This window comes from Streptomyces sp. ICN903 (genome assembly GCF_022015835.1).
Classification (GTDB): domain Bacteria; phylum Actinomycetota; class Actinomycetes; order Streptomycetales; family Streptomycetaceae; genus Streptomyces; species Streptomyces fenghuangensis.
Map to the genome: position 1 here is coordinate 1 of NZ_JAKMAY010000188.1, position 11,572 is coordinate 11,572.

Sequence of the window (11,572 nt, forward strand, 5' to 3'; positions counted from 1 at the left end):
CCCTCTACCCCGGGGACGCCGACGACGACGCCCCCGGCGAGCCCCTCAACGCCGGTGTGGAGTGCTGCCGGGAGGGGGTGGACGCCTGATGGCCGTCTTCGTCCCCCGCTCGGAATGGGGCGCCCGCGCCCCCACCAACCGGCCCTCCCACATCACACCGGGCAACGGCGGCACCACCGTCCACCACGTCGGCGGCACCCGCACCGCCCGCTCCGACCACGGCGAGTGCGCCGGCCAGGTGCGCGGCATCCAAAGGCACCACATGGACGGCAACGGCTGGGCCGACATCGCCTACACCTATCTGGTGTGCGTCCACGGCCGCGTCTACGAGGGGCGCGGTCCGTGGGTGCGGACCGCCGCCAACGGCACCGACTCCGGCAACCGGGACTGGTACGCGGTGTGCGCGCTCACCGGCGGCTCCTCCTCCGACTACGACCCCGTCACCGAGGAACTCCTGGACGCCTTCCGCTGGTCGATCGCCAATCTGCGCGACATCGGCGGCGCGGGCCGCGGGATCAACCGGCACGGCGACCATCTGCCGACGTCCTGTCCGGGCCTGCTCTCCTCCTATGTGCGCGACGGCTCGCTGGAGCCCGCCTCCGGTCCCCCCGCCTGGCCCGGCGTCCACCTCAGCCATCCGCCGGCCACCGAGCACCCCGCCGTGGGGCTGTGGCAGCGGCGGATGCGCGAGCTCGGCTGGTCCCCCGGCACGGACGGGCGGTACGACGCGCGTTCCAAGGAGGTGTGCGAGCGCTTCCAGGCGCGGCACGGCCTGACGGTCGACGGCGTCGTCGGCCCGGAGACCTGGGAGGCCTGCTTCGGCTGACGCCCCGCCGGCCGCGGGCCGGCGCCCGGGCGCCGGCCCGCTCCGGGCCCCCGGGTGGCCCGTTCGGCCCTGGGCCCGGGGCAGGAGTCCGCGGAAGGCTTGCGGGCAGCGTGTTCCACGGGGGCGCGGAACCCCGCGCCCCCGCCGGCCCCGCACGGCCGGCCGGACACGTACACGCGCGCCGGGTCAGGGCGCGGGACGGCGCGGGACGGCGCGGAACGAGGGAGGAAACGGTGGAGCGGACGGCACAGGACACGGCCGGGAGGACGAAGGGGGCGGTGGACGTCGTCGCCTACGGCGTCATCGCCGACGAACGGCCCCTGCTGGAGAAGGCGTTCGACGGGCGGCACCGCCTGCGCTGCCTGGACCTAGTCCTGGACCGGGACACCGCCGCCACGGCCGCCGGGTGCGCGGTGGTGTGCAGCAGCGTCAACGACGTGCTGGACGAGGAGGTGCTGACCGTCCTGGCGAAAGGCGGCACCAGGCTGGTCACCCAGCGCGCCACCGGCTACAACAACATCGACCTGGACGCCGCCCGGAAGCTGGGCCTGTCGGTGGCGCGCGTGTCGCACTACTCCCCGCACTCGGTGGCCGAGTTCGCCTGGGCGCTGGCCCTGGCGGTCAACCGCCGGGTGCCCCGCGCGGTGACCCGCACCCGCGACTTCGACTTCCGGCTCAACGGCCTGATGGGACGCGACTTCCACGGGCGCACCGCCGGGATCCTGGGCACCGGGAAGATCGGCGCGGCCTTCGCCCGTATCGCCGCGGGCTTCGGCATGCGCCTGCTCGGCTCCGATGTCGCGGAGAACCCCGAGTGCCTGGCCCTGGGCATGGAGTACGTCGACCGCGACCGGCTGTTCACCGAGTCCGACCTGATCAGCCTCCACCTGCCGCTGCTGCCCGACACCTACCACGTGGTCGACGGCGACGCCCTGCGCAGGATGAAGGACGACGCGATCCTGATCAACACCAGCCGGGGCGGTCTGATGGACGCCCACGCCCTGGTGGAGACCCTGCGCGAGGGCCGCCTGGACGGGGTGGGGCTGGACGTGTACGAGGAGGAGGCCGGGGTCTTCTTCTTCGACCGCTCGCTGGACGTGGTGACCGACGACACCCTCGCCCGGCTGATGACCTTCCGCAACGTCCTGGTCAGCTCCCACCAGGCGTACTTCACCCACGACGCGGTGGAGCAGATCGTCCGGGCCACCGCCGCCAACGTCGAGGACCACCTGGCCGGGCGCACGGGCGAGAACGTCCTCGTCCCCCCGCCCGCCCCGCGCTGACCGGACCGGGCCGGGGTCGGGCCCGGTCCGGTCCGGTCCGGTCCGGTCCGGTCCGGTCCGCGTACGGCCGCCGCACCCACCGGGGCACGGCGGCCGTACGCGCGTGAGGCCTCAGGCCCGCGGCGGCCCGCCGGAGGCGGGAGGACCGGCGGGAAGGCCGAAGGAGCCGGGGAAGGCGCCCTCCCCTCCCCCGGTGCCGCGCGTGAAGCGGCTCTCGAACCGGGCGGCGGCGAACCCGGCCGCGCCGACGGCCGCGACGGCCGCCAGGGCGGGCACGTCCAGCGGCTCGGTGCGGAGCAGCCCCTCCAGGAAGGGCACCGTGACGGTGGCCGCGCCCAGCACCACCGCGGCCAGCACCGCCGCCGGCAGGAAGGGGTTCTCCCGGGTCAGCAGCCGCTCCCGCAGCCCCAGCACGGCGCCGAGCTGGGCCGCCAGCAGGGCCAGGAACAGCGTGGTCTGCCACGGCCGGCCGGTCTCGCGCGCCCACAGTGCCGCCGCCAGGGAGGCGGCCGTCACCAGCGCGGCCAGCCGCAGGATCCGCAGCCACAGCCCTTCGCCGAGCACATGCCGGCCGGGGGGCCGCGGCGGGCGGTGCATGGCGTCGGCGGAGACCGGCTCGGCCCCCATGGCCACGCCCGTCAGGCCGTGGGTGAGCAGGTTGATCCACAGGATCTGGCCCGCCCGCAGCGGCACCGTCAGACCGAGGAAGGGCCCGATCAGCATCACCAGGATCTCCGCCGCTCCTCCGGCCATGCCGTAGAGCAGGAAGCGGCGGATGTTGTCGTGGACCCGCCGGCCCTCCTCCACCGCCGCGACCACCGTGCGCAGCTCGTCGTCGGCGAGCACCAGGTCGGCGGCCTGCCGGGCGACCTCGGTGCCCCGTCGCCCCATCGCCACCCCGATGTCGGCCTGTCGCAGTGCCGGGCCGTCGTTGACGCCGTCGCCGGTCATGGCGGTGACCGCGCCGCGCGCCCGCCAGGCCTGGACGATGTCCACCTTCTGCTGCGGGTCGGTGCGGGCGAACACCCGGACCGTGGACGGGTCGGCGACCCGCCCGGCGGCCAGCGCGCGGCCGGTGACCACCTCGGGCGGCTCGGTGGGCGCGGCCCCGTCGGTTCCGGTCGGGCCCGGGCCGCGGTCGAGGATGCCGAGCCGGGCGGCGATCGCGCGGGCGGTGGCCGGGTGGTCCCCGGTGATCACCACCGGGGTGATGCCCGCCGCCCGGCAGGCGGCGACGGTGGCCCCGGCCACCCCCTTGGGCGGATCGCTCAGCGCCGCCAGCCCCAGCAGCCGCAGCCCGCTCTCGGCCTCCTCCCAGCGGCCGGGTGCCCCGTCGAGCGGGCCGGACGCCACGGCCAGGACTCGGTGGCCCTCCGCCGACAGCGCGGCGGCCTCGCGGTGGGCGCGCTCCAGCCGCAGGGGCGTCTCGTCCAGGAGCGAGCCGTTCAGGACCGCTTCGGGGGCCCCCTTGAGGCACACCAGGCGCCCGCCGGAGGGCTCCCGGTGGACGGTGGTCATGCGCTTGCGCAGGCTGTCGAAGGGCACCTCGCCGATCCGGGGGTGGGCGCGCAGCACCCCGTCGCGGTCCAGGCCGGCCTTGGCGGCCGCGGCCAGCAGCGCCGCCTCGGTGGGATCCCCGAGCGCACTCCAGCGCTCCTCGCCCTCGTGCGGGGGGCGCAGCGCGGCGTCGTTGCACAGCACGGCGGCGGTCAGCAGGTCCCGTACGGCCTGTGCCGTCGCGGGGGCGGGCGGCCCGTCGCCGCCGCTGCCGCCGTCGGTCAGCATCTCGCCGGCCGGCTCGTACCCGCCGCCGGTGAGGCGGACGGTGCCCCGGGGTGTCCACACCCGCTCCACGACCATGCGCCCCTCGGTGAGGGTGCCGGTCTTGTCGGTGGCCAGCACGGTGACCGAGCCGAGTGTCTCCACCGCGGGCAGCCGCCGCACCAGCGCGTTGCGGGCTGCCATCCGCCGGGCGCCCAGGGCCAGGGCGAGGGTGACGACGGCGGGCAGCGACTCGGGGACGGCGGCCACGGCCAGACTGATCGCGGTGACGGCCATCGTCTCCAGCGACTGGCCGCGGGCCAGACCCAGCAGCAGCACCAGCAGGCACAGGACCACCGTGACCGCGGCGAGCACCCGGCCCAGGCCGGCCAGGCGGCGCTGGAGCGGGGTGGGGCCGCGGCGGGGGTGCAGCAGGGCGGCGATGCGGCCCAGCGCGCTGTCCGCCCCCGTGGCGGTGACGGACGCCACCGCCCGGCCGCGTACGACGACGGTGCCCGCCCGCAGTGCGCCGGCCTCCGGACCGCCGACCCGGACGTCCTTGTCCACGGGCACGGACTCTCCGGTCAGCGCGGACTCGTCCACCGCCAGCGCCCAGGAGCTCAGCAGCCGCGCGTCCGCGGGGACGATGTCGCCCTCGCCGAGCAGCAGTACGTCGCCGGGCACCACCTCGGCCGAGGGCACCTCCCGTTCGGCGCCGCCGCGCACCACCCGGGCCACGGGGGCGGACACGGCGGTCAGCGCCGCGATGGCGTTGTCGGCGCGCACCTCCTGGGCCACGCCGACGCCCGTGTTGGCGACGACCACCAGGGCGATGACGGCCGTGTCGCCGTGGTCCCCGGTCAGCAGCGTCAGCACCATCGCGCCGAGCAGGACCAGGATCAGCGGGTCGCGCAGCTGTGCGGCCACCCGCGCCCGCAGCGGTGTGCCCGGGGGCTGTCCCACCTCGTTGCGGCCCCCTTCCGCCAGCCTCCGGGTGGCCTCCTCCTCGGTGAGGCCGTCCGGGCGCGCGGCGGGAGGGGCGGGAGGGTCCTGCATGGTCTGCTCCGGTTCTTCACGGTGGATGCTCGGCGGTGCGTGCGGGCCCCGCGCGGTCCGGACCGATCAGGAGTCCGGACCGGATCAGTACAGCGAGGCGGGCCAGGTCAGCGTCACGGCCAGGACGACGCCCGCGTCCAGGGCGATGCCCAGCAGCAGCCACGGGTTGAACCAGACCACCTTCAGCACCAGCCCGCCGGCCGCGGCCACCACGGCCGCGGGCGCCCACCAGCCGGCGTCGGCCAGCAGGGCCACGCCCGCGATGGCGTACAGCAGGGCCGTGACCGCGGCCAGGGCGGTCGCCGCGGCCCGGGAGGTCTCCTCGGTCACATGGGCCGCGGCCAGCGCCCAGGAGTGGCCGGGGGCGAAGGGGGGCGGGTTGGCCGGGTCCGGCGGCGTCACCCAGACCCGGAAGTGCACCAGGGCGTGAGCGAGGAGGAAGATCACCACCAGTGCCCTGATCACGGCGCGGGCTCCGGTTCCCTGCCGCCCTGGTCCAGCCGGAAGGGGGGGTAGGCGTCCGTCATCAGCGCCGCGTAGACCGTCACCCGCAGCACCCAGCGGTTGAGCCCGACCAGCAGGTCGAACAGGTCCCGGGGGTAGGTGTCGGTGAAGGCCTTGGCGACGATCGCGAAGAACGCCAGGACGCCGATGAGCCCCGCGTAGGCGAACCACCACTCCTGGCCCCCGGAGCTCCCGGCGAGGAAGGCGACCACGATGTAGTGCGGGATCGCCAGCAGCCACCACTTCACCAGCACCAGGCCGCGCGAGAGCCGCCCGGGGTAGTCGATCTCCAGCCGCGCCGGGTAGTCCGGTTCCGGGCCCAGGCTGAAGGGCGGATAGCGGTCGGTGGCGAACGCGCTGGTGGAGTAGAAGGCCACCCGCCAGCTCCAGCGCAGCACGCCGGTGTTGAAGTCGAACAGCGGCCTGGGATAGCGGGCGGTGAACAGGATCGCGAAGAACGCGATCACGGTCACCACGAAGAACGCGATCCACAGGAAGAACAGCACGACGAAGTGCGGGATCAGCAGGATCCACTTCACCAGCCACAGCCACCTCGACAGCGGTTGGTCCAGCTCCGCCTCCACCGTCACGGGCCGGCGGGCCCCGGTTGCCGCCATGGAGAACACGGTGATCAGCTCCTTCGTTCTCTGGTGTCCGCGGACGCTCAGGGATGGCCGGGGGCCGGGCGCAGGGAGCGTGCGACGGTGTCGGCGAAGGCGTCGACCGCCTCCCAGTCGCGGTAGTCGCCGTAGCGCAGGCCCATCGCCCGGAAGATCGCGCGTCCGGCGCCGGGCAGGTGCTCCGGTGCGACGACCCCGGAGAACATGGCGTGCTCACGGGGGGAGAGGTCGGCCGGGACCTCCTCGGTCACCTTCGGCTCCTCCTTGGCGGCCATGGGCTTCCACGGGCCGCGCAGGGCCGCGGGCATGCCGACGCTGAAGATCCACACCGGCCGGCCGGCCAGCAGCTCCCGGTGGGCGTGGACGAACCCGGTCGCCTCCGGCAGCCAGGCCATTCCGTGGACGGCGCTGCCCAGCACGTAGGCGTCGTAGCCGCCCGCGTCGCCGACCGCGTCCAGGGAGGCGGTCTCGGCCCCGACGCCCCGCTCGGCCAGCCGGGCGGCGATGCGCTCGGCGATCTCGCGGGTGGAGCCGTGGGCGCTGGCGTATCCCACCAGTACGGTCATGCCGTCTCCTCCTCATCGCGGTCCCCGCCGCGCTCCCCGCCGAGCGGGACCGGCACGGCCAGCACCGGGCAGCGGGCGTGGTGGAGCAGGGAGTGCACCACCGGGCCCAGTCGCATCGCCAGCCGGCCGCGCCGCCGGTGGACGGCGACCACCACCACGTCCGCCGCCTCGCTGGCCTCGACCAGTGCGGGGGCGGCGGCGCCGTTGACGGCCCTGACCTCCGCGCGCACCTGCGGATAGCGGCCGCGGAACGGGCCCAGCACCCCTTCGGCCGCGGCCGTCTCGGCGCGCGCGATCCGGGCGATGTCCTCGCGCCGCGGGCTGGTAGGCACCAGCGGCTCCCCGGGCGGGGCGAGGTGCCGGTAGACCCAGGCGTGCAGTGCCACCAGGCGCGCCTGCCGGGCGGCGGCCTCGCGGAAGGCCAGATCGACCGCGTCGGCGTCGGCCTCGCCCTCCACGCCGAGCAGCACGGTGTCGTGGGGGACGCGGTTGCGCTCCGGCGGCAGGTCGCCGCGCACCACCAGCAGCGGGCCGGCGGTGTGCGCGGCGACGCGCAGGCCCACCGACCCCAGCAGCAGGCCGGTGAAGCCGCCCAGCCCGCGGGAGCCGATCACGGTGAGAGCGGCCCGGTGGCTCAGGCGCACCAGGGCGCCCGGGGCGTCCTCGTCCACGGCCGAGGCCACCACCTCCAGCCCCGGGGCCAGGCACCGGGCGTGCTCGGCGGCCGACTCCGCCAGCGCCCGGGCGTCCTCGCGGGAGGGGGTGTGCGCCGCCGGTTCCGCCCCGGTCTGCGGGAGCGCGGCCCAGGGGCGGCCGTGCACGACCTCCAGTGGCACCCCGCGGCGCCGCGCCTCGACCGCCGCCTGCTCCAGCGCCAGCTCGGCGTGCCGGGAGCCGTCCACCCCGACGGCCACATGGCCCCGGGGTCCGGCTGCGTTGGCCTCCATCGGCCTCTCCTCCCGTTCCGCCGCACGGCGCGGGCACCTCGCCCGCCTCCTTCCAGCCTTACCGGAAAAGTCCTTTTCCGCCTGGGGTCGGCCGCCCTTCCGGCGGGCCTGCCGGCCCCGGACGCGGCACACCCGCCCGGGGCCGCTCCCGCCCGGCACCCGTGCGGGCACCGGGCCGGGAGCCGGTGGAGGTCACGCGGTCGCCGACCGCGCGCGGCCGGGAACCAGCGCCGCGCGGGCCGCCTCCAGACGGGCGACCGGCACCCGGAAGGGCGAGCAGGAGACGTAGTCCAGACCCGCCTGGTGGAAGAAGTGCACGGAGTCGGGATCGCCGCCGTGCTCACCGCACACCCCCACCTTCAGCCCCGGCCGGGCGGCCCGCCCCTCCTCCACCGCGATCCGCACCAGCCGGCCCACACCCTGCCGGTCGAGCGTCTCGAACGGCGAGTCCCGCAGGATGCCCCGCTCCAGGTAGGCGGAGAAGAACGACGCCTCCACGTCGTCGCGCGACAGCCCCCAGGTGGTCTGGGTCAGGTCGTTGGTGCCCATGGAGAAGAAGTCGGCCTCGGCCGCGATCCGGTCCGCGGTCAGCGCCGCCCTGGGCAGCTCGATCATGGTGCCGACCGGGCAGGTGACCTCCACACCCGTCTCCCGGGAGACCTCGGCCAGTACGGCGTCCACCTCCTCGCGCACCAGCCGCAGCTCGTCGGAGGTGTCCACCAGCGGCACCATGATCTCCGCCCGCGGATCGCCGCCGTCGCGCAGCCGCCGTGCCACGGCCTCGCCCACCGCCCGCACCTGCAGGGCGATCAGCCCCGGCACCACCAGGCCCAGCCGCACCCCGCGCAGCCCCAGCATCGGGTTGTGCTCGTGCATGCGCTCCACCGCGCTCAGCAGCCGCACGTCGTGCGGGTCGGGCTCGCCCCCGGCCGCCTCGGCGGACGCCACCCGCACCGCCAGCTCGGTGTGGTCGGGCAGGAACTCGTGCAGCGGCGGGTCCAGCAGGCGGATGGTGACCGGCAGGCCGTCCATCGCCTCCAGCATGGCGGTGAAGTCCTCGCGCTGCGGCGGCAGCAGCGCCGCCAGCGCCTTCTCGCGCCCGGCGTCGTCCTCGGCCAGGATCATCGCCTCCACCAGCCTGCGCCGCTCGCCCAGGAACATGTGCTCGGTGCGGCACAGGCCGATGCCCCGCGCGCCGAAGCGGCGGGCACGGGCGGCGTCCTCGGGCGTGTCGGCGTTGGCCCGCACACCCATACGGCGCGTGGCGTCGGCGTGCTCCATCAGCCGGGCCACCGCGTCGACCACGCCCGGGAGCCGCTCCCCGGTCTCGAAGTACCGCATCACCGGGGAGCCCACCAGGGGCAGCTCGCCCAGGTGGACGGCGCCGGCCGACCCGTCCACGGAGACCGTCTCGCCCTCGGCGACCACCGTGCCACCCACGGTGAAGCGGCGCGCGGCGGCGTCGATCTCCACGGCCTCCGCGCCGCACACGCACACCCGGCCCATGCCCCTGGCCACCACGGCCGCATGGCTGGTCTTGCCGCCCCGGCTGGTCAGGACCGCCTGGGCGGCCACCATCCCCGGCAGGTCGTCGGGCGTGGTCTCGCCGCGCACCAGCACCACCTTCTCCCCGGCCGCCGCCCGGCGGGCGGCCTCGGCGGAGTCGAAGACCACCGCCCCGAAGGCCGCGCCGGGGGACGCCGGCACCCCGCGGGCCAGCGGCTCGCCGGCCCCGGCGGTGTCGAAGCTCGGGAACATCAGCCGGGCCAGCTGCTCGCCGCTCACCCGGTCCAGGGCCTCGTCCCAGCCGATCGTCCCCTCGTCCGCGAGCTGGGCGGCGATGCGGAAGGCGGCCTCGGCGGTGCGCTTGCCCACCCGGGTCTGCAGCATCCACAGCCTGCCGCGCTCGATGGTGAACTCGATGTCGCACAGGTCCCGGTAGTGCCGCTCCAGCCTCTCCATGTACTCGCACAGCTGCGCGTAGCACTCGGGGTGCAGGCGTTCCAGCTCGGCCAGCGGCACGGTGTTGCGCGCCCCGGAGACCACGTCCTCGCCCTGGGCATCGGCCAGGTAGTCGCCGTAGACCCCCTGCAGCCCGGTGGCCGGGTCGCGGGTGAAGGCCACACCGGTGCCCGAGTCCGGGCCGGCGTTGCCGAAGACCATCGTCTGGACGTTGACGGCCGTGCCCAGGTCCTCGGGGATGCGCTCGCGGCGGCGGTAGACGCGGGCGCGCTCGGTGTTCCACGAGGAGAACACCGCGCGCACCGAGCGCCGCAGCTGCTCGGCCGGGTCCTGCGGGAACTCCTCGCCCGTCCGCTCTCGCACGATGCGGCGGAAGTCCTCCACCAGCAGCCGCCGCTGCCCCGGGTCGGGCCGGCGGGCCAGCGCCTCGGCGAACAGGGCCCCGTCGATCCCCATCACCGTGGTGCCGAACATCTGGATCAGCCGCCGGTAGGAGTCCCAGGCGAAGTCCTCGTGCCCGGAGGTGCGGGCCAGACCGTGCACGGAGGCGTCGTTCAGCCCGATGTCGAGGATCGTCTCCATCATCCCCGGCATGGAGTAGCGCGCGCCGGAGCGCACCGACAGCAGCAGCGGGTCGTCCGGATCGCCCAGCCTCCGCCCGGCGGCCCGCTCCAGTGCCGCCAGGTGCCCGGCCACCTCCTGCGCCAGCCCCTCGGGCTCGGCGCCGGTGGCCAGATAGGCCCGGCACGCCTCGGTGGTGACGGTGAAACCGGGCGGCACGGGCAGGCCGATACGGGTCATCTCGGCCAGATTGGCGCCCTTGCCCCCGAGCAGGTCGGCCTGCTCCCGGCCCCCCTCGGTGAAGTCCTGGACGTAACGGACCATCTCTGGTGCCTCCTCAGCGGCTCGGCGCCCGCGCGGGCCTGGGCCCGGCGGCGGAGCACCTCGGCGGATGGGGGTCGCGGCCCCGGTGCGGAAGCCTGCCGCGAGGGCCGGCCCGCCGCACCGGATCCGGCTCAGTCGTGCGGTACGACGGCCACCGGCGCCGGCGAGTGGTGCATCAGGGCGTGGGTGACCGGTCCGGTGTGGAAGCCCAGCCGGGCACGGCGGTTGCGGCGCCCCACCACCAGCAGGGAGGCGTTCTCGGCGGCCTCCAGCAGATGGTGGGCGGCCCTGCCGACCACGGCCTGCGGCCGCACCTCCACCTCCGGATGCCTCTCCCGCCAGGGGGCCAGCACCCGGGCCAGGGCGTCGGACTTCTCCTCGGCCAGGTCGTCGATCAGATGGGGGTTCACGGCCACCGGGTTGATGCCGTACACCGGCGGCGGGTCCCAGCCGTGGACGACCGTCAGCGGCACCCCGCGCCGGGCGGCGGCGTCGAAGGCGAACTCCAGCAGCTCCTCGCGCGGCCTGGTCAGGTCCAGTCCCACCACCACGTCACCGGTGTCCTGCTCGGCGGTCCCGGCCCGCACCAGCACCACCGGGCACTCCACGTGCGCCACGGTGGACAGCGCCACCGAGCCCACCAGGAAGCCCGTCAGCGTCCCCCGGCCCCGCGAGCCCAGGACCAGCAGCTCCGCCTCGCCCACCGAATCCCTGATCACCTCGGCCGGGCGGCCGGCCAGCCGCTCCACGGCGACCTCCAGCGGGGGGTGCTCGCGGGCCAGGCCGGCGGCCGTCTCGTCCGGCAGCGCCTCCCACCGCTCCCGCGCCTCCGGGTCCATCCCGGACAGCACCTTCGGGTGGGAGTCGTCCTCCCTCACGTGCAGGAGCCGCAGCGGCAGCGTGCGGCGCAGCGCCTCGCGGGCCGCCCACTCGGCGGCGGCCAGGCTCTCGCGCGAGCCGTCCAGGCCCACGGTGACGGTGCGGGTCATGGTGTGTACCTCCAAGCCTTCCCGGTGGAGCGGTCCTCCGCCCCACCTCCAGGCTGCGGCCGGGTACCCGCCACCGCGAGGGGACACAGGTCCCGACGGGTGGGACCGACCGGCCTGCCGGGCCGCCCCGCCCGCCCGGCCCGGGCCGAACGGCCCTGCCCCGGGCCCCTGCC

The 11,572-nt window shown here is 75.9% G+C and carries 9 protein-coding genes; 2 read left to right on the forward strand and 7 right to left on the reverse strand.

The genetic code is table 11. From position 1 onward, the window contains the following. Window positions 1-88 precede the first annotated feature (88 nt). Both L7D48_RS18815 and L7D48_RS18820 read left to right on the forward strand, forming a co-directional pair. Window positions 89-826, forward strand: coding sequence for a peptidoglycan-binding domain-containing protein (locus L7D48_RS18815; protein ID WP_237880629.1), 738 nt, complete (start codon window positions 89-91; stop codon window positions 824-826). 278 nt (window positions 827-1,104) lie between these two features. Continuing rightward, complete coding sequence (locus L7D48_RS18820) at window positions 1,105-2,109, forward strand: 2-hydroxyacid dehydrogenase (protein ID WP_237880637.1); 1,005 nt, start codon at window positions 1,105-1,107, stop codon at window positions 2,107-2,109. Between the two features lie 111 nt (window positions 2,110-2,220). Here L7D48_RS18820 and L7D48_RS18825 read toward each other — a convergent pair whose 3' ends face one another. The 7 genes from L7D48_RS18825 to L7D48_RS18855 form a co-directional block, all read right to left on the reverse strand. Continuing rightward, the gene (locus L7D48_RS18825; protein WP_237880630.1) at window positions 2,221-4,926 is read right to left on the reverse strand and encodes an HAD-IC family P-type ATPase; all 2,706 of its coding nucleotides are present in this window, start codon (window positions 4,924-4,926) and stop codon (window positions 2,221-2,223) included. Between the two features lie 84 nt (window positions 4,927-5,010). Continuing rightward, a complete protein-coding gene (locus L7D48_RS18830; RefSeq protein ID WP_237880631.1) occupies window positions 5,011-5,391 on the reverse strand; it encodes a hypothetical protein in 381 nt (126 codons plus the stop codon). Continuing rightward, a complete protein-coding gene (locus tag L7D48_RS18835) occupies window positions 5,388-6,047 on the reverse strand; it encodes a DUF4389 domain-containing protein (protein WP_237880632.1) in 660 nt (219 codons plus the stop codon). Before L7D48_RS18835 ends, L7D48_RS18830 begins: the two co-directional genes overlap by 4 nt. 47 nt (window positions 6,048-6,094) lie before the next feature. After that, entirely contained in the window at window positions 6,095-6,616 is a 522-nt protein-coding gene (locus tag L7D48_RS18840; RefSeq protein ID WP_237880633.1) for a flavodoxin domain-containing protein, read from the reverse strand. Next, complete coding sequence (locus tag L7D48_RS18845; RefSeq protein ID WP_237880634.1) at window positions 6,613-7,563, reverse strand: universal stress protein; 951 nt, start codon at window positions 7,561-7,563, stop codon at window positions 6,613-6,615. The genes L7D48_RS18840 and L7D48_RS18845 overlap by 4 nt, the downstream gene beginning before the upstream one ends. A 192-nt stretch (window positions 7,564-7,755) precedes the next feature. Further along, entirely contained in the window at window positions 7,756-10,410 is a 2,655-nt protein-coding gene (ppdK, locus tag L7D48_RS18850) for a pyruvate, phosphate dikinase (RefSeq protein WP_237880635.1), read from the reverse strand. Window positions 10,411-10,541: 131 nt separating this feature from the next. Then, window positions 10,542-11,399: a universal stress protein gene (locus tag L7D48_RS18855; RefSeq protein ID WP_237880636.1), complete on the reverse strand. Its 858-nt coding sequence runs from the start codon at window positions 11,397-11,399 to the stop codon at window positions 10,542-10,544. Window positions 11,400-11,572 lie beyond the last annotated feature (173 nt).

Bases quoted from the DNA above. Each gene is read 5' to 3' on its own strand.
- L7D48_RS18815 (WP_237880629.1), top strand. From the start codon at position 89: ATGGCCGTCTTCGTCCCCCGCTCGGAATGGGGCGCCCGCGCCCCCACC.
- L7D48_RS18825 (WP_237880630.1), bottom strand. From the start codon at position 4,926: ATGCAGGACCCTCCCGCCCCTCCCGCCGCGCGCCCGGACGGCCTCACC.
- L7D48_RS18835 (WP_237880632.1), bottom strand. From the start codon at position 6,047: ATGGCGGCAACCGGGGCCCGCCGGCCCGTGACGGTGGAGGCGGAGCTG.
- L7D48_RS18840 (WP_237880633.1), bottom strand. From the start codon at position 6,616: ATGACCGTACTGGTGGGATACGCCAGCGCCCACGGCTCCACCCGCGAG.
- L7D48_RS18845 (WP_237880634.1), bottom strand. From the start codon at position 7,563: ATGGAGGCCAACGCAGCCGGACCCCGGGGCCATGTGGCCGTCGGGGTG.
- ppdK (WP_237880635.1), bottom strand. From the start codon at position 10,410: ATGGTCCGTTACGTCCAGGACTTCACCGAGGGGGGCCGGGAGCAGGCC.
- L7D48_RS18855 (WP_237880636.1), bottom strand. From the start codon at position 11,399: ATGACCCGCACCGTCACCGTGGGCCTGGACGGCTCGCGCGAGAGCCTG.